The organism is Affinirhizobium straminoryzae (assembly GCF_007004135.1).
Classification (GTDB): Bacteria; Pseudomonadota; Alphaproteobacteria; order Rhizobiales; family Rhizobiaceae; genus Neorhizobium; species Neorhizobium straminoryzae.
The window spans coordinates 23854-40529 of sequence record NZ_VJMG01000001.1 but is presented as its reverse complement, the minus strand read 5'-3'; the positions used below and the strand labels follow the sequence as shown (position 1 = coordinate 40529).

16 protein-coding genes are annotated in these 16676 nt (G+C 63.4%); 9 read left to right on the top strand and 7 right to left on the bottom strand.

What is annotated here, in order from left to right; all coding sequences use genetic code 11:
- Nucleotides 1-8 precede the first annotated feature (8 nt).
- From FNA46_RS00195 to rpmG, 4 genes are all read left to right on the top strand, one after another.
- On the top strand, nt 9-476 hold the full coding sequence (locus FNA46_RS00195; RefSeq protein WP_142880320.1) for a DUF983 domain-containing protein: 468 nt from the start codon (nt 9-11) through the stop codon (nt 474-476).
- A 13-nt stretch (nt 477-489) separates the two neighbouring features.
- Entirely contained in the window at nt 490-1188 is a 699-nt protein-coding gene (locus tag FNA46_RS00190; RefSeq protein ID WP_246102729.1) for an NUDIX domain-containing protein, read from the top strand.
- Between the two features lie 33 nt (nt 1189-1221).
- Nucleotides 1222-2406: an MFS transporter gene (locus tag FNA46_RS00185; RefSeq protein WP_142880319.1), complete on the top strand. Its 1185-nt coding sequence runs from the start codon at nt 1222-1224 to the stop codon at nt 2404-2406.
- A gap of 92 nt (nt 2407-2498) precedes the next feature.
- The gene (rpmG, locus tag FNA46_RS00180; protein WP_023512792.1) at nt 2499-2666 is read left to right on the top strand and encodes a 50S ribosomal protein L33; all 168 of its coding nucleotides are present in this window, start codon (nt 2499-2501) and stop codon (nt 2664-2666) included.
- Between the two features lie 772 nt (nt 2667-3438).
- Here rpmG and FNA46_RS00175 read toward each other — a convergent pair.
- Nucleotides 3439-4806 carry a PleD family two-component system response regulator gene (locus FNA46_RS00175; RefSeq protein WP_142880318.1) on the bottom strand — a complete coding sequence of 456 codons (1368 nt, stop codon included), beginning with the start codon at nt 4804-4806 and terminating at the stop codon, nt 3439-3441.
- A gap of 15 nt (nt 4807-4821) precedes the next feature.
- Nucleotides 4822-5193, bottom strand: coding sequence for a response regulator (locus tag FNA46_RS00170; RefSeq protein WP_142880317.1), 372 nt, complete (start codon nt 5191-5193; stop codon nt 4822-4824).
- A 127-nt stretch (nt 5194-5320) separates the two neighbouring features.
- Here FNA46_RS00170 and FNA46_RS00165 point away from each other — a divergent pair, with 127 nt between their 5' ends.
- The 4 genes from FNA46_RS00165 to FNA46_RS00150 all read left to right on the top strand — a co-directional run bounded on the left by FNA46_RS00165 (nt 5321) and on the right by FNA46_RS00150 (nt 9177).
- The gene (locus FNA46_RS00165; protein WP_142880316.1) at nt 5321-5629 is read left to right on the top strand and encodes a DUF3572 domain-containing protein; all 309 of its coding nucleotides are present in this window, start codon (nt 5321-5323) and stop codon (nt 5627-5629) included.
- Entirely contained in the window at nt 5626-6270 is a 645-nt protein-coding gene (locus FNA46_RS00160; RefSeq protein WP_142880315.1) for a hypothetical protein, read from the top strand. Before FNA46_RS00165 ends, FNA46_RS00160 begins: the two co-directional genes overlap by 4 nt.
- A gap of 120 nt (nt 6271-6390) precedes the next feature.
- A complete protein-coding gene (locus FNA46_RS00155; RefSeq protein WP_142880314.1) occupies nt 6391-7677 on the top strand; it encodes a DNA polymerase IV in 1287 nt (428 codons plus the stop codon).
- Between the two features lie 225 nt (nt 7678-7902).
- Nucleotides 7903-9177, top strand: coding sequence for a L,D-transpeptidase family protein (locus tag FNA46_RS00150; RefSeq protein WP_142880313.1), 1275 nt, complete (start codon nt 7903-7905; stop codon nt 9175-9177).
- Between the two features lie 41 nt (nt 9178-9218).
- On the opposite strand, the gene dnaE is transcribed toward FNA46_RS00150, so the two are convergent.
- The 4 genes from dnaE to FNA46_RS00130 form a co-directional block, all read right to left on the bottom strand.
- Nucleotides 9219-12719: a DNA polymerase III subunit alpha gene (dnaE, locus tag FNA46_RS00145; protein ID WP_142880312.1), complete on the bottom strand. Its 3501-nt coding sequence runs from the start codon at nt 12717-12719 to the stop codon at nt 9219-9221.
- A 1374-nt stretch (nt 12720-14093) separates the two neighbouring features.
- Nucleotides 14094-14261 carry a hypothetical protein gene (locus tag FNA46_RS25860; RefSeq protein ID WP_185969671.1) on the bottom strand — a complete coding sequence of 56 codons (168 nt, stop codon included), beginning with the start codon at nt 14259-14261 and terminating at the stop codon, nt 14094-14096.
- Nucleotides 14261-14542: a hypothetical protein gene (locus FNA46_RS00135; RefSeq protein ID WP_142880311.1), complete on the bottom strand. Its 282-nt coding sequence runs from the start codon at nt 14540-14542 to the stop codon at nt 14261-14263. The genes FNA46_RS25860 and FNA46_RS00135 overlap by 1 nt, the downstream gene beginning before the upstream one ends.
- An 11-nt stretch (nt 14543-14553) precedes the next feature.
- On the bottom strand, nt 14554-14736 hold the full coding sequence (locus FNA46_RS00130) for a hypothetical protein (RefSeq protein WP_142880310.1): 183 nt from the start codon (nt 14734-14736) through the stop codon (nt 14554-14556).
- 395 nt (nt 14737-15131) lie between these two features.
- On the opposite strand from FNA46_RS00130, the gene FNA46_RS00125 reads away from it, so the two are divergent.
- Nucleotides 15132-15740: a DUF2026 family protein gene (locus FNA46_RS00125; RefSeq protein WP_142880309.1), complete on the top strand. Its 609-nt coding sequence runs from the start codon at nt 15132-15134 to the stop codon at nt 15738-15740.
- A 242-nt stretch (nt 15741-15982) separates the two neighbouring features.
- Here the strand turns inward: FNA46_RS00125 and FNA46_RS00120 are convergent, their stop codons facing one another.
- A complete protein-coding gene (locus tag FNA46_RS00120) occupies nt 15983-16666 on the bottom strand; it encodes an ABC transporter ATP-binding protein (RefSeq protein ID WP_142880308.1) in 684 nt (227 codons plus the stop codon).
- Between the last annotated feature and the right edge of the window lie 10 nt (nt 16667-16676).

Here is a 16676-nt window from a genome sequence, read left to right as displayed (position 1 = left end):
GAAAAGCGATGACAGTGTCGAGCGATCACGCCCATGCCCCGGCTCACCCCATCCGGTATGGCGGCGCCGATCGCCCGGAGCGCCCGCTCGGCCAGTCCATCCTGCGCGGTCTGAAATGCACCTGCCCGAACTGCGGCAGCGGCCGCCTGTTCAAGAGCTTCCTGAAGCCGGTCGACCGCTGTGCGGCCTGTGGCGAGGAAATGTTTCACCACCGCGCCGATGACCTTCCGCCCTATCTGGTCATCTTCGTGATCGGTCACGTCACGGTCGGCGGCTTCATGATGACCGACATGGTGTGGCACCTGTCGATGTGGACGCATCTCGCCATCTGGACCCCCATCACCATCCTGACGGCGCTCGCCTCCATGCAGCCCATCAAGGGCGGCGTGATCGGCCTGCAATGGGCGCTGAGAATGCATGGCTTCGGCAATGAGGACGAGAGCATCGATCCCGGCCGCGGCGGCCACGGCGCATGATCGGACCGACGGCATGACCCGCACGTCCCGCGCATCGGCGCAGGCTGCCATGTCCACCGTGGCCGCCCCGGCTGCCGCGAGACTGCGTCCGCGTGCCTCCGCCTCGCTGATCCTGATCGACCGCAGCGGCGCAAGCCATCGCATCCTTGTCGGCCGGCGCGGCAGCGCCCACGTCTTCATGCCGGATCTCTATGTGGTGCCCGGCGGCCGGCGCGATCCACGCGACCATGCCCTGCCCTTCGCCCAGGACCTGCATCCTCTGGTGCTCGACCGGCTCAAGCAGAACGGTCGCCGCCCCCTTTCCGAGGCAAGCGCCCGCGCACTGGCCCTTGCAGCCGCCCGCGAGCTTTGCGAGGAAACGGGTCTGCACCTTTCCACCATGCCGGATATGGCACCGGACCTCTCCTGCCTGCGCTATATCGCGCGCGCGGTGACGCCGCCCGGTGCGTCGCGCCGCTTCGACAATCGCTTTTTCGCCGCCTTTACCGATGAAGCCGGCATCGAGGCGCAGCACCCGACGGAAAGTGCCGAGCTGTCCGACCTGCACTGGCTGTCTCTCGACGCGCTGGAGGCGGTCAAAATGCCGGAGATCGTCCTCGCCGTGCTCGATGACTTAAAAAAATCACTTGAGTCGAACCGTTCTTTGCCGTTTGGAAGCGATGTATGGGTGTACACCAATCGTAACGGCATGTTTCTGCGTCATCGGCTGTAAAGAAAAATGGATTCCTACACGAAGGATCGTAAGATGTCCCAATCGACGGGCGGCAATATGGGCCACCCCGAAGAAATCCATTGGCCGTCGCTGGTCGCTGCCATTTCTGCCATCAGTGCAGTCGGCATTGCCATCGGCCTCGGCCTGCCTCTGCTCAGCATCATTCTGGAAAAGCGCGGCATCTCGTCGACCCTGATCGGCCTCAACTCAGCCATGGCCGGCGTTGCCGCCATGATCGCGGCGCCGATCAGCACCCGGCTTGCCCATGATTTCGGCGTGGCCCGCACCATGCTGTGGGCGGTCCTGATCTCCGCTGTGAGCGCGCTCGGCTTTTATTATGCGGAAGCCTTCTGGATGTGGTTTCCGCTTCGCCTGACCTTCCACGGCGCCACCACGACGCTGTTCATTCTCTCGGAGTTCTGGATCAATGCCGCAGCCCCTCCGCGCCGCCGCGGGCTGGTGCTCGGCATCTATGCCACTGTGCTGGCCGTCGGCTTTGCCATCGGCCCCCTGATCTTCTCGGCGATCGGCAGCGAGGGCATCCTGCCCTTCATCATCGGCGCCTGCGCCATTCTCGTTGCCTTCGTGCCGATCTACATTGCCCGTGGCGAAAGCCCGGTGCTGGAAGAAAAGCCGCAGAAGCACTTCATGCGCTATGTCTTCCTGGTGCCCACCGCGACGGCTGCCGTCTTCGTCTTCGGCGCCGTGGAAGCCGGCGGCCTGTCGCTCTTTCCGGTCTATGCCAATCGCTCAGGCCTGCCGGAAGCGAATGCCGCGCTGCTGCTGACGGTGATGGGTATCGGCAACATGGTGTTCCAGATCCCGTTCGGCATGATTTCCGACCGGTTGAAGGACCGTCGCCCGATGCTGTTCCTGATGGCGATTGCCGGCCTGATGGGGGCGCTGGCTCTGCCCTTCCTCATCCATCACTGGTGGCTGATGGCCGGTCTGCTGCTCGTCTGGGGCGGCTGCGTCTCCGGTCTTTACACGGTTGGCCTTGCCCATCTCGGTTCGCGACTCACCGGATCGGACCTTGTTGCCGCCAACGCAGCCTTCGTCTTCTGTTATGCCGTTGGCACCGTGACCGGTCCGCAGGCGATCGGTGCGGCCATCGACATCAGTGGAAACAACGGCTTTGCCTGGGCTCTGGCAGGCTTCTTCGGGCTTTATGTGCTGATATCCATCTGCCGACTGCTTTTCGGCAGAGAACGGGCTTGACTTTTCGGGCGCGATTTGTAGTTTCGCGCCAGATTTCGCCGTGGACCGCTCAGGCGTCCGCGGCTTGATTTTTATTCAGAGGCAGGAAGACCATGGCGAAAGCTACGACCATCAAAATCAAGCTGCTGTCGACGGCCGATACCGGTTTCTTCTACGTCACGACGAAGAACAGCCGTACGATGACGGACAAGATGACCAAGACCAAGTATGACCCGGTCGTCAAGAAGCACGTTGAGTTCAAGGAAACCAAGATCAAGTAAGCTTGATCAGTTTCTTCTCTTCAAAAAGGCGCGGCGCTCCGGCTCCGCGCCTTTTTCATTGTCGGCATCCAGCGGCAGGACCTGCCGTGATATGGCGGCGTCCGTTGCCCCCGCGACCAGCACGACGGCATGATATCGCCGGCCCCTTTCCGCCGCACCTGAATGAATAGAACAGACACGGGCACCTTCGCCGCGAGATCACGGGTCTTCGCGTAAGGCCCAAGCACGATGCACTGTCAGACGATGGCTATGATCAGTATTGGCGGGGAAATAGCTTAAGGGGGCCGGTCGGCGCGCAAGCGGCACGAGGAACCGCGTGATATGCGAACCGACCGACCGACCCCACGACCCAGGAGATGCGGCGGACCTGAGCATCATGGGGTATCTGAGTTCCCGAAGGGAACAAGCTGCCTTGGTGCTAAACTTGCGTAATTTAGAACGAAAATCAACCTATTCTTAACCTGCACACATTTTTCCCCAGGACATGGTTAAAAACAGGGCGCCGATTGCTATATCCACTGGGAATTAAGGCAAGTAATATTGCACACCAACTTTGCGACGAGTCAATCCGGCAAAAGCTGAGTGTTTTTTGGACAATGTGCCGCAAAGCAAGACGCTTTGTGAATCAGGCTTTTGTCAAAGCCATACGAAATTTCGGATAGTGCAGTGTAATTTCCAGGCTTCGTCTAACTTTTGGCAAAGCTTGCCGGCCGCCGAACGGGGGCAGGCGTGAGAGCAGTTCTATCGGTTTTTTCAATAAAAGCGCGAATCATCATGCTGCAGAGGCGACGACTCGGTTTCGTCCTGCGAGCTTTGCGGCGTAGAGCGCGCGATCGGCCTGCTTGAGCAAATGTTCGGGCGTATCGATACCGCTGGCGTTGCTGGCAATTCCAATGGAGGCGGTGATCGACAGCCGCTGCGTCCCCTGATTCAGGACGAAGGGCTCCCCTTCGATGATGGCGCGCAGTCGCTCGGCGATGGCGGCAGCCGCCGCCGCATCGGTATCCGGCATGACCACGACGAATTCCTCGCCACCGTAACGGCAGGCAAGATCCGCCCCCCGCACGGTGGAGCGGATGCGGCGGGCAAATTCGCGCAACACCTCATCACCTGCATCGTGACCATAGGTATCGTTGACCTGCTTGAAGCGGTCGATATCGGTCATGCAGACGGAGAGCGGCCGCATGCGGCTGGCTGCACGGTTGAACAGCGTCTTCAGGTGACTGTCGAGAGAGCGACGGTTGCTGAGGCCTGTCAGCCCGTCTGTCACGGCAAGCTCGATGGTCTGGCTGAGGCTCGCCCGCAGGCGATCGTTGTAGCGCTTGCGCTTGATCTGGGTCAGCGTTCGGGCGACCAGTTCATTCGGATCGACCGGACGCATGATGTAGTCGTTGACGCCGAGGTCCAGCGCGCGGATCACCATGTCCTCGTCACCCGTATCGGTCACCAGCAGCAGCGGCAGGAAGCGGGTGCGCTCCAGCAGCCGAAGCTGCGCACACAGCCGCAGAGGATCGTATTCGTCGCCCGCCGCATTGACGATCACGAGATCGACCGGGCTCTCCGCCGCCTGAAACAGTGCAGCCTGGGGGTCCGACAGGGCATCCACCTCCGCAACCGGCTTCAGCGTCCGGACAATGCGCTCCTGCGAGGCGGCACGGTTGTCGACCAGAAGCACCCTCCCCGGCCCGTCCATCAGATCCAGGCGGAAGGCATCGTCGACACCGATCTTGCGGGCGGTCTCGGCACGGATACGCAATTCGTCGCTCAGCGTCTTCAGCCGCACGAGGCTTTTCACGCGCGAGACGAGCTGCAGATCATTCACGGGCTTGGTCAGAAAATCGTCGGCACCGGCCTTGAGCCCCTGTACGCGGTCGGCCGGCTGATCGAGCGCGGTCACCATGACGACGGGGATATGGGCCGACTGCGGATCGGCCTTCAGCCGCGCACAGACCTCGAATCCATCCATGCCGGGCATCATGACGTCGAGAAGGATGATATCGACGGGGGTGCTGGCGACGATGTCGAGCGCTTGGGGACCGCTTGAGGCGGACAGCACCTCGAAATATTCGGCAATCAGCCTGGCTTCCAGCAACGTCACATTGGCCGGAACATCGTCAACAACCAGGATCCGTGCCGTCATTACCCTTGTCCCGCGTCAGGCATCACCAAGATAGGTCTTGATGGTCTCGATAAACTTCGGCACGGAAATCGGCTTGGAAACGTAGGCCTCGCAACCGCCCTGGCGAATGCGCTCCTCATCTCCCTTCATCGCAAAGGCGGTAACGGCGATGACCGGGATGACGTGCAACTCGTCATCTTCCTTCAGCCATTTCGTCACCTCCAGCCCAGAAACCTCCGGCAGCTGGATGTCCATCAGGATGAGGTCCGGCTTGTGCTTGCGGGCAAGATCTAGCGCTTCCATGCCATTGCGCGTCTGGATCGTTGCATAACCCGAGGCCTCGATCAGGTCGCGGAAGAGCTTCATGTTGAGCTCGTTGTCTTCGACAATCATGACCCTCTTGGGCATAACATCATCCCCAAATCCTGCCTTGCAAGCGTATCCTTTGAAGATAAGCTCGCCTGCGGCCGATTCCATTCATTCGGTTCAAACAGTCTAAAGCCATAAGGTTGAAGAAAAGGTAATTTGTTGCAGCATGTCGCGCGGGATCGGAAAAACATCATCGCTTGCCTCGGCGGAAGAAACGGCAACCGCGATTCTGCAATGGCTTGCGGAGGAACCGGACATGCTCGGTCGTTTTCTGTCCCTGTCGGGCGTGCAGGTGGAACAGCTGCGCGGTGCGATCGGCGATCCCGGCTTTCTCGCCGGCATGATCGACTTCGTGATGGGGCATGAGCCGACCCTGATGGCATTTTGTGCCGCGCGGGACTGGAAGCCGGAGGCCGTGGTGGCCGCCTGGCACCACTATTCGGGGCCGGGCCTCGATTCGGGAGACCACGGATGAGCGAGATCGTTGACCTCGCGCATGTCCGCCTCGGCGACCGGCCGCTCGCCGTCTGCGATGTCGATGACGTCGTGCTCGAATTCCTGCACCCCTTCGAGCGGTTTCTCGACAGTCTCGGCCACCGGCTCCTTCCCCGCTCCTACCGGCTGCATGGCAATATCGTCTCCGCGCGCGACGAGGTGCCGGTGGACGACGCGCTGGTCAGCCAGCTGGTGCTCGACTTCTTCGAGGCGCAGGAGGACTGGCAGACACCGTTTGGCGATGCGGTTTCCACCCTGAAACGGATTGGCGAAAGCGCCGACGTGGTGTTCCTTACCGCCATGCCACCGCGCTACACGCTGATGCGCCGCCGCCTGCTCGACCGGCTGGACCTCACCTTCCCGCTGCTCGCCACCGAAAGCCCGAAGGGGCCGGTGGTGCGTCAGATGCATGGGGCACGCCCGCTGCCGCTCGCCTTCATCGACGACATGGCGCACAATCACGTCTCGGTGGCCGAAAGCGTGCCGCAGTGCCTTCTCGTCCATCTGATGCCGGAAAGCGAGATGCATCGCCATGCGCCGAAGCCCGGCCCGCATGTGGTACAGGCCCGCGACTGGCGCGATGCCGAAGCGCATCTGCTGAAGCATTTTTCCAACCACTGACGTCTGGGACTTTTTGTCTGCGTCACGACGTCCACAGTTGCGCAGGCCGTCGCCACGCGCACCCCTTGTGCAGCATTGGCAAGGGGATTAAGGTCGCCATGTTCAACCTTTGTTCCGGACATGACGCAGCCTTTTGCCCTCGATCCCGGCTTTTGTCGCGACTGCCTGACCGGGCAACCGGACGGAAGGCGGCGGTGCCGTGCCTGCGGCAGCCCGCGCCTCGTCTACCACCCGGAACTCTATGATCTCACCATCGCCCATATCGATTGCGATGCCTTCTACGCCTCCGTCGAGAAGCGCGACAATCCGGAACTGGCCGACAAGCCGGTGATCATCGGCGGCGGCAAGCGCGGCGTCGTCTCGACGGCCTGCTACATCGCACGCATCAGCGGGGTGCGCTCGGCCATGCCGATGTTCAAGGCGCTGGAGGCCTGTCCCGATGCCGTGGTCATTCCCCCGAACATGGAGAAATATGCGACAGTCGGCCGGCAGGTGCGCACGCTCTTCCAGGAACTGACGCCGCTCGTCCAGCCGCTGTCCATCGACGAGGCCTTCCTCGATCTCTCCGGCACCGAACGGCTGCACCACGATCCGCCGGCGCGTATCCTGGCAAGGCTGGTGCGGCGCGTGGAAAGCGAAATCGGCATCACGCTCTCGGTCGGCCTGTCCTACTGCAAGTTCCTCGCCAAGGTGGCGTCCGACCTGCAGAAGCCGCGCGGCTTTTCGGTGATTGGCCGGGAGGAAGCGGTGGCATTCCTCGCGCCGCGCCCGGTCACCACCATCTGGGGCGTCGGAAAGGCGTTTGCGGCGACGCTGGAAGCGGATGGCATCCGCACCATCGGCCAGCTGCAGACCATGGCGGAAAGCGATCTGATGCGCCGATATGGCACCATGGGGCAGCGCCTGTTCCGGCTGGCGCGCGGCATCGATGACCGTACGGTGCATCCCAACGAACCGGCGAAAAGTGTTTCCGCCGAAACCACCTTCTTCGAGGATATCGCGCGCTACGAGGATCTGGTGCCGGTGCTGCGGCGCCTTTCCGAAAAGGTCTCCAGCCGCCTCAAGAAGCAGCAGGTCGCCGGTGAGACGGTGGTGCTGAAGCTGAAGACCGCCGATTTCCGCAGCCGTACCCGCAACCGGCGGCTGGAGGATCCGACCCAGCTCGCCGACCGCATTTTCCGCACCGGCCTGTCGCTGCTGGAACGGGAAACCGACGGCACGAAATTCCGCCTGATCGGCATCGGCGTGACCGATCTCACCGACCCGGATCGGGCCGACCCGCCCGATCTCGTCGACCGGCAGGCCGGTCGCCGGGCGGCCGCCGAGGCGGCCATGGACAAGCTGCGCGACAAGTTCGGCAAGGCCTCCGTGGAAACCGGCTACACATTTGGCGCACGCAAGCCGTAGCGGGTAACTTCCGGCTCGCGGCGGGCCGGACGGAAGCGGCCCGGCGATGGTCGAGCACGAGCGATCGCACTCTCCCTCCGCTTCGCTGTCGGCGTCGGGACGCGGGCTGCAATGCGCGGCCTTTGCCTTTCGTGAAACACGGAACGGGATGAGGCGGGCGCAGGAAACCCTTCCTTAAACATGATCCTTTATCATGGTTCTTTCCCGAAATGTGTCTGCCGTGCCATGCCCCCTCTCCTCCTTGCCCGCCTGCTGCTTCTTGCCACTGTCGCCCTGCCCTCGGTGGCGGGCGCCGCTGATGCGCGAACGCTGCAGATCGTCGTATCCCGCCAGACCCAGTCGCTGGCCGTCTATGAGGATGGCGCGGTGGTGGCAACCTCGCGTGTTTCCACCGGCAAGGCCGGCCATGAGACGCCGACCGGCATCTTTTCGGTGCTGCAGAAGGCGCGGCACCACAAGTCGAACATCTATTCCGACGCACCGATGCCCTGGATGCAGCGCCTCACCTGGTCCGGCATTGCGCTGCACGAATCGAGCAGCGTCCCCGACTATCCGGCCTCGCATGGCTGCGTGCGGCTGCCGGCGGCGTTTGCCCGGACGCTGTACGGCATGACGGGGCTCGGCATGCATGTGGTGATCTCCGATGCGCCGGTCGCCCCGCAACCGATCCAGCATGCCACCCTGTTCCAGCCGCCGCGCAGCGCGCCGCCGCAGCCGCTGCTGTCCGATGCCCCGGAGCGTCATGCCGCGGTGACGCCGGACGGCGTTGCGGTGGACGTGGCGCTGAATGCGCCGCAGGCCTCCATCCCGGCCACAGCCCCGGGCACTGTCCCCGCCTCGGCCACCGTGACGCTGGGTGGACCGCCGATCCGCATCCTCATCACGCGGCGCACCGACCGCGACCGGATGGCCGATCTGCAGGCCATGCTGACGGATCTCGGTTTCGATGCCGGTGCCGCCGATGGCATCCTTGGTCCCGCAACGCGTCAGGCGATCGCCGGCTACAAACGCTGGAAAGGCCTGCCGCAGAAGGGGCCCCTGGTCACTCCGGCACTCATTTCAGCGCTCTATGACTCGGCCGGACGCGACATGCCGCCGGCCGGCCAGCTCCTTGTCCGGCAGAATTTTGAGGACGTGCTGTCGGAACCGGTCGCCTTCGACGCGCCGCAGATGGCGCTCGGCACGCATTTCCTGACCGCCGTGCGGGTCGATGCGGCAAGCGGTTCCGCCTCCTGGCAGGGGCTGTCGCTGCCGAACGACCTCTCCTCGGAGGAGCGCCAGCGTCTCGGTATCACCCAAGGGGCGCTGGAGGGCCCGCAGGCGCTTTCGGCCGTGCTCGACCGCATCCACGTGCCCGCAGACCTTGCGGCGCGCATCGGCGCGCTGCTGACCGCTGGCGCGTCGCTCACCATCACCGATACCGGCACCGAAAAGGAAACCACGAAGGGCACGGATTTCATCACGCTGACCCATCGCGGCCACAGCGCGCTGGAGTTCTGATCCCTTAACGAGGGCAGCAAGAAACGCCGCCCGTCCAAGCCTCAGACCAGTTCCACGTCCAGAACGCCGGGTGCGGCGCGCAGAGCCGCGGCGATCTCCGGCGAGAGGCGGAATTTCTCCGTCAGTTCCACCTCGATTTCCCGCCTGCCGTCATCCTTGATGACGATGAAGGAGACGAGGCCGTCGCCCCGGGCATTCAGATGCCGGGCAACCGTTTTCAGCGGACCGGAATCGCGCACATAGACCCGCAGCGCCTTCTGCATCTGCACCGATTTTTCTTCCAGCGACTGGACCGTCTGGATGCGAAGGCCGATGCCTTCCGGCCGCTCGTCGGCCTGCACGGTGATCACCAGCGATTTGCCTGGCTCCAGAAGGTCACGGTACTGGTTGAGCGCCTCGGAAAACAGGATCGCCTCGAACTGGCCGGTCGCATCCGAGAAGGTGACGATGCCCATCTTGTTGCCGGTGCGCGTCTTGCGCTCCTGCCTGGCCGTCACGGTTCCCGCCAGACGCCCGGCCGAGGCGCCGGCTTTCACGGCGGCGGAAAACTCGGCAAAATTCTGCACACGCATCTTGGCCAGCACATCCTTGTAGGTATCGAGCGGATGGGCCGAGAGATAGAAGCCGAGCACCTGATATTCGCGCATCAGCTTTTCCGATGCGGTCCAGGGGTCGAAGGAGGGCAGGATCAGCTTTTCAGGTCCGGCCGCAGACGAGGAGCCGAACATGTCGTGCTGGCCGCTCGTCTTGCCTTCGGCGGCGCGCTGCGCATAGCCGATGATGCGGTCGAGGCCCGTCACCAGTTCGGCGCGGTCCTTGCCGAAGCAATCGAAGGCACCGGCATAGATCAGGCTTTCCAGCACGCGGCGGTTCACCTGCTTGGGATCGATGCGCAGGCAGAAATCCTCGATGCTGGCAAAGGGCGTGTCGCCGCGCACCGAAACGATATGCTCCACCGCCGATTCGCCGACGCCCTTGATGGCGGCCAGCGAATAGAAAATGCAGTTCTCGCCGGTCTCGAACTTGCGGAACGAGGTCTGGATCGATGGCGGCACCACCTTGATGCCGAGGCGCGACGCATCCTGCCGGAAATCGTTCAGCTTCTCGGTATTGGCCATGTCGTAGGTCATCGACGCGGCGAGGAACTCGACCGGATAATGCGCCTTCATATAGGCCGTCTGGTAGGAGACGATGGCGTAAGCCGCGGCGTGGCTCTTGTTGAAGCCGTAATTGGCGAACTTTGCCAGAAGATCGAAGATCAGGTCGGCCTGCGGCTTGGACACGCCGTTCTTGATCGCGCCATCCACGAAACGGGCGCGCTGCTTGTCCATCTCCTCCTTGATCTTCTTGCCCATGGCACGGCGCAGAAGATCGGCTTCGCCGAGCGAATAGCCGGACAGGACCTGCGCGATCTGCATGACCTGTTCCTGGTAGACGATGACGCCCTGCGTTTCCTTCAGGAGGTAATCGATCTTCGGATGGATCGATTCGATCTCTTCCTCGCCATGCTTGCGGGCATTGTAGACCGGGATGTTTTCCATCGGGCCCGGGCGATAAAGCGCCACCAGCGCGATGATATCCTCGATGCAGTCCGGCTTCATGCCGAGCAGCGCCTTGCGCATGCCGACACTTTCCACCTGGAACACGCCGATGGTTTCGCCGCGCGAGAGCATCTCGTAGGTCTTGGTGTCATCGAGCGGGATCTTTGCGAGATCCACATGGATATCGCGCTTGGCGACGAAATCCACCGCCGTCTTCAGAACCGTCAGGGTCTTCAGGCCGAGGAAGTCGAACTTCACGAGACCAGCCTGTTCCACCCACTTCATGTTGAACTGGGTGACCGGCATGTCGGAGCGCGGATCGCGGTACATCGGCACAAGCTTCGACAGCGGCCGGTCGCCGATCACGATGCCGGCGGCATGCGTCGAGGCGTGGCGGTAAAGCCCCTCGATCTTCTGGGCGATATCGAGCAGGCGGGCGACGACGGGTTCCTTCTCCGCCTCCTCCTGCAGCTTCGGCTCCTCCTCGATCGCCTTGGAGAGAGGCGTGGGATTGGCCGGATTGTTCGGCACCAGCTTGCAGATCTTGTCGACCTGGCCATAGGGCATTTCCAGCACGCGGCCGACGTCGCGCAGCGCCGCACGCGCCTGCAGCGAACCGAAAGTGATGATCTGCGCCACCTGCTCGCGGCCGTATTTCTGCTGCACGTAGCGGATCACCTCTTCGCGGCGATCCTGGCAGAAGTCGATGTCGAAGTCCGGCATCGAGACGCGTTCCGGGTTGAGGAAGCGCTCGAACAGCAGCGAGAAGCGCAAGGGATCGACGTCGGTGATGGTCAGCGCATAGGCGACCAGCGAGCCGGCACCGGAACCGCGGCCGGGGCCAACCGGAATATCCTGCGTCTTCGCCCATTTGATGAAGTCCGACACGATCAGGAAGTAGCCGGGGAACTTCATGCGCTCGATGACCGACAGCTCGAAATCCAGCCGCTCGCGGTAATCCTGTTCGGTATAGCCGGCCGCCATGCCGAGTGCGGCCAGTCGCTGTTCCAGACCTTCCACCGACTGGCGGCGCAGTTCCGCCGATTCGGCACGCTCGGCCTCCTCCGCATCCTCCGTCGCGCCGGTGAAGCGCGGCAGGATGGGTTTGCGCGTCTTCAGGATGAAGGAGCAGCGCCGCGCGATCTCGACGGTGTTGTCCAGCGCCTCCGGCAGATCGGCAAACAGCTTTGCCATGTCCGCCCGGCTCTTCAGATAATGATCCGGCGTCAGGCGGAAACGGCTGTCATCGGACACGATCGCGTTGTGCGCCACCGCCATCAGCGCGTCATGCGCGTCATATTCGCCTTTCGAGGGGAAGAAGGCCTCGTTGGTGGCAACCAGCGGCAGGTCGTGGCGGTAGGCAAGCTCGATCAGCCGGCGTTCGTGGCGCCGGTCGTAGCGGCCATGCCGCTGCAACTCGACATAAAGCCGGTCGCCGAACACCGCCTTCAGCCGGAGAAGACGCTGCTCCGCCTGGGCCGCATGGCCTTCCTTCAGCAGCGGATCGATCGGCCCGGAGGCAAAGCCGGTGAGCGCGATGATGCCATCCGCGCCCCCCTCTTCCAGCCAGGACATGGCGATGTGCACCGCCTGATGACTGCCTTCACCGCCGAGATAGGCACGGCTGACGAGATCCACCAGCCGCTCGTAGCCCACCGCATTGGTGGCAAGCAGCACGAGCGCCGGCAGCTTGGCGAGACCGTTCTGGTTGCCGCGCTTTTCCTCGCCCTGATCCTCCATGTCGATGGCCATCTGGCAGCCGATGATCGGCTGGATGCCTTCATCCATGGCCTTCTGGGAAAATTCCAGGGCGACGAACAGATTGTTGGTATCGGTAATGGCAATCGCCGGCTGACCATCCGAGGCGGCCTTGCCGAGGATCTTCTTGAGCGGCAGCGCCCCTTCCAGCAGGGAGTAGGCGGAATGAACCCTCAGGTGGACGAAGTGCGGATCTGCCTCCGTCTGATCGCCCGAAACCGCCGTGTCATTTCCATCTGCCATGTCGCCGCCATCCGATTCAGAGGCAGCCATTGTCCGGTCTCGGAGGGGTGAAGTCCAGCCGAAGCTTTCCGCATCACCTTAAAATGTGGGGACACCGCCCGGCCCCATGGCCATGAGGTAAACGCAGACGCAGACGAGAAAGGTCATCATGGAGGCAAAAGCAGCCACATCGCGGAGGTAGTCAGTCATCAGCGCTCTCCTTTTCCGTTATGTTTCTACTTTGTTCCAAATATGTTCACCCGTCAACAAAAAGAACGAAGGCGGAACAAACTTGTTTAACCGGAGGTAAATGGAGGTCGTTTTGCCCGCTTTCCACAGGGACCCGAATTCTCTCCGCTGCCGGCCGATGCGCCGTGCGCAGCCGCCATTCTTCACGCGGCCGGTTTCGACCCGTGCTGTGACGCTGCATTCGGCCGGGGCGCTGAAAGCTGCCTCGTCGGGTAGTTTATATGTGACACCTCTCAGCGCCCCGTTCGGTTGTTTGTGCCCGCCGGTCGGTCCCTCTGTCTGAAAGGCCTGTGGTGCCGTTTGCCATCGCCGTTCCCGTCATCCTTCCCGTGCGGGACGGATGCGGGCGGACAACGGGCGATGCGGCCCCTGCCGGCCTTCCCCATGTGTGCCACATAAGGCACGCCCGACGCGCAGCTGGGAGCGTTGAAGGACAAGGCGCAGACGTCCGACGCGCCTTGTCCTCCACCCGGTCGCCGGAGGGGGACCCTGTTGACGGACCCGGCTCAGGCGGTTTTGCGTCTCACCCGCCTGCCCCGAACCGGCCCCGCATCGCCGGCACGCCTGCCGGTGTATCCGCTGCGGGACGAGGCGATTGTAGGCATGGATTTTGGGGGTGGGGAAATTGCGAGGGTGTTTTTTTTTGCCGGAGGCTTGGAGGCTTTGTGCGGAGGCCTGTCGGAAAGCGTGTCCAATCAATGGGTTAGGGATCTGTCGTTGGACGTTCGCGGATGGGGCTACCCCCCTCTGTCCTGCCGGACATCTCCCCCTCAAGGGGGGAGATCGGCAGAACGGTCGGCCGCTCGCAGGACAGAGAGCTCGGAGCGGTTTCTTCGATTGCGACGGTCATGGGGCGGGAAGCCGGCGCAGCGATGCGGCCTCCCCTCCGTGGGGCGATTACCCCCGCAGGGCAGAGGGGCTGGCGGGGGAAGCACGGGGTCATGGATCCTCGGGTCAAGCCCAAGGATGACGGTCTCTGTGGAGCTGCGGGTGACGCAAGAGACGCCGCTGTCTGCTACAGTGTTCATGCTCGGATGATACGCGGGCACCGCCCTTGGAACATACCGAAGACAAGCCTGATGCTCCTGTTCGCGCGGCAGCGGCGCCAGGCCGCCCTCGCTGCTCCTCCTCGATGCCTCGCCGGCGCTAGGGCTGCACCATGCCGGGCGGGGTCAACACATGCACCAGCAGGAAGCCCGCCATGCCGAGCGCGAGCATCAGGAGGATGATGTCCGTGGCGCGCAGGACGAGCGGCGGACGGCGGGCGGGCGCGGCGGGCAGCGGGCGCGCATGGCCTTTGCGTATGCGGCGCATCAGTCGGACCTCCGCAGCAGCGGGCGGCGAAGCAGGTCGGGCGGCACGCCATCGACGATCTCGCCCTCGATGTCGAGGCTTTGCTGCTCCGGCAGGCAGCAGACGGAACAGGGCGCACCATCGCTTTCATACATCGCCGCATGCACGGCAGACGCCCGGTCGGCAAAGATGCCGCCGACGGTGCCGCGCCCGTCGCAGACCAGCCAGCGGCCGCGTTTGTCCCGGCCGATCCACAGGCGCACGGAGGGATAACCGAGACGGTACGGAAGCTTCACCCGCATGGCAGCCTCCCTCACAGCACGGCAAAGCCGGTCATGCCGGCGAGAAGCAGAGCAATAAGGCCGAACAGACCGGACAGGCGCAACGCCACGGCAAAATCCGGCTGGGACCGCGCGAGGGGTGGAAGCCCCCTTGCCCGCTGATCCCGCGCCCCGGAGAAGGATGAGCGGGCCATGCCCGCAAACCGGCTTATCATTGAACGAACTCCCCTGAACATGCCGTTGCCAGCAACGACATCACCAATGCCGCAAGGTTAGGCCGATGCAGATCAGGTTTCGATTGGGGAGCGTGCCCGCGGGCATCAGGAAAACATCAGGACGGAGCGGCGGCCAGTGGGCAGTGGGCAGTGGGCAGTGGGCAGTGGAAGGCTCGCATTGCAGTCTGGCAGGCGGTGTTTTCCGGTGCGACAGGCCGATTTCCGAGGCAAGACAGACGGGTGGCAGAGGGCACACGCATCGGGGAGGCCAGTGCTTTGCGTTCCGGGGCGGAGGGCCGGCCGAAGACAGTCAGGCGCGGACATCATCCAGCCGTTTACATCCGCCGGCGCCTCGCCTACTGGAACCCGGCACATCACAGGCGGAAGGCACACCCATGCTGATCAAGCAGAGCGACTATCACCGGATCTACAAGGTCATCCACAGCCTGCTTGTGGCGCAGAAGGCCGATCCCGCCACCGCCTCGATGTATTTTGCGAGCTTCGGCGCCTTCATCCTGAAGCATCACTTCAAGCTGCAGGCGGTGCCGAAGGGCGGGCTGGCGGCCTATAATCTGGGTGGCACCATCGTGCTGTTTGCCGATCACCGCGACGACGGCTATGTGACCGGCGCGGGCGAAACCTTCCACTGCTGGGTGGAAGCAGAGGGTTTCGTCCTCGACTTCATGGCGCCGGCCTTTCCGCAGGCGGTGAAGACGGCCGAGGTGCCGGCCCGCATGTTCCAGAAGCCGGTCAGCGCCATGGCCGCCTCGATCAACGATCTCGGGCAATCCGGCGACTTCTTCCTTCATGCCGAGCCGGAAGCGATGGCCCGGCGCTTTGCCGACTGGCGGGGCCAGGGCCTGATCGGCGACCTTGCCAGCATTGCCAGCCAGTGGTTCCGCAAGGCGCCGAAGCAGATGCAGCCGGCGCTCTCGCTGCGCGACCCGGCGGGCGCCGAGCGCGCCATTCCGCTCTCCGGCAATGCGTTGTCCGGCAGCTGGTAGGCGGAGATTTCGCGGGGCGAGCAAGGCCCCCTCATCCGTCCTTCGGGCACCTTCTCCCCACAGGGGAGAAGGGAGAAGCCACAACCGTGGCAGTCTTGGGAAAAGCGGTAGGCTTAACGAAGAATCCCCTCCCCCCTCGGGGAGAGGGTTAGGGTGGGGGAGCCCCGCGAACGCCTTCAGCAGACTGCATGGAGGCCCCTGCCCCGAGATCCATCCATCACGAAAGCCGGGGCGCGAAAGAATCAGAACTCGCGGATCTTGCCGCCCTCGATCGTGACACGGCGGTCCATGCGATCGGCGAGATCGTGGTTGTGGGTTGCGATCAGCGCCGCAAGCCCGGACTGGCGGACCAGGGCCTCCAGCGCCTCGAATACATAGGATGCGGTTTCCGGATCGAGATTGCCGGTCGGTTCGTCGGCGAGAAGCAGGAGCGGCGCATTGGCAACGGCACGCGCAATGGCCACGCGCTGCTGTTCGCCGCCGGAAAGCTCGGCCGGACGATGACCGGCACGGTGGCCGATGCGCATGTAATCCAGCAGTTGCGCGGCGCGCTCGGCAGCTTCCTTCTTGGGAAGGCCGGCGATCATCTGCGGCATCATGATGTTTTCGAGCGCCGAAAACTCCGGCAGCAGATGATGGAACTGGTAGACGAAGCCGATATCGGTGCGGCGAATGGCAGTGCGGCGCTCGTCGGGCAGGCCGTTGCTCGGCTCGCCATTGATGTAGATCTCGCCGGCATCGGGATGTTCCAGCAGGCCTGCAAGATGCAGGAGCGTCGACTTGCCGGTGCCGGAGGGCGCCACGAGCGCAACGACCTCGCCGGAATTCAGCTCGAAATTGGCACCCTTCAGGATCGACAGCACCGTATCGCCCTGGCCGTAATGGCGGTCGACACCGGTGAGTTTCAAGACGGTTTTGCGGGGCATGGGCTGTACG

Excerpts from the sequence above, each read along its gene's own strand:
- FNA46_RS00160 (WP_142880315.1), top strand. The coding sequence starts at position 5,626 with ATGAGCGAGATCGTTGACCTCGCGCATGTCCGCCTCGGCGACCGGCCG.
- FNA46_RS00125 (WP_142880309.1), top strand. The coding sequence starts at position 15,132 with ATGCTGATCAAGCAGAGCGACTATCACCGGATCTACAAGGTCATCCAC.
- FNA46_RS00120 (WP_142880308.1), bottom strand. The coding sequence starts at position 16,666 with ATGCCCCGCAAAACCGTCTTGAAACTCACCGGTGTCGACCGCCATTAC.
- FNA46_RS00155 (WP_142880314.1), top strand. The coding sequence starts at position 6,391 with ATGACGCAGCCTTTTGCCCTCGATCCCGGCTTTTGTCGCGACTGCCTG.
- FNA46_RS00185 (WP_142880319.1), top strand. The coding sequence starts at position 1,222 with ATGTCCCAATCGACGGGCGGCAATATGGGCCACCCCGAAGAAATCCAT.
- FNA46_RS00170 (WP_142880317.1), bottom strand. The coding sequence starts at position 5,193 with ATGCCCAAGAGGGTCATGATTGTCGAAGACAACGAGCTCAACATGAAG.
- FNA46_RS00195 (WP_142880320.1), top strand. The coding sequence starts at position 9 with ATGACAGTGTCGAGCGATCACGCCCATGCCCCGGCTCACCCCATCCGG.
- FNA46_RS00130 (WP_142880310.1), bottom strand. The coding sequence starts at position 14,736 with ATGATAAGCCGGTTTGCGGGCATGGCCCGCTCATCCTTCTCCGGGGCG.
- rpmG (WP_023512792.1), top strand. The coding sequence starts at position 2,499 with ATGGCGAAAGCTACGACCATCAAAATCAAGCTGCTGTCGACGGCCGAT.
- FNA46_RS25860 (WP_185969671.1), bottom strand. The coding sequence starts at position 14,261 with ATGCGCCGCATACGCAAAGGCCATGCGCGCCCGCTGCCCGCCGCGCCC.
- dnaE (WP_142880312.1), bottom strand. The coding sequence starts at position 12,719 with ATGGCAGATGGAAATGACACGGCGGTTTCGGGCGATCAGACGGAGGCA.
- FNA46_RS00165 (WP_142880316.1), top strand. The coding sequence starts at position 5,321 with ATGTCGCGCGGGATCGGAAAAACATCATCGCTTGCCTCGGCGGAAGAA.
- FNA46_RS00175 (WP_142880318.1), bottom strand. The coding sequence starts at position 4,806 with ATGACGGCACGGATCCTGGTTGTTGACGATGTTCCGGCCAATGTGACG.
- FNA46_RS00190 (WP_246102729.1), top strand. The coding sequence starts at position 490 with ATGACCCGCACGTCCCGCGCATCGGCGCAGGCTGCCATGTCCACCGTG.
- FNA46_RS00135 (WP_142880311.1), bottom strand. The coding sequence starts at position 14,542 with ATGCGGGTGAAGCTTCCGTACCGTCTCGGTTATCCCTCCGTGCGCCTG.
- FNA46_RS00150 (WP_142880313.1), top strand. The coding sequence starts at position 7,903 with ATGCCCCCTCTCCTCCTTGCCCGCCTGCTGCTTCTTGCCACTGTCGCC.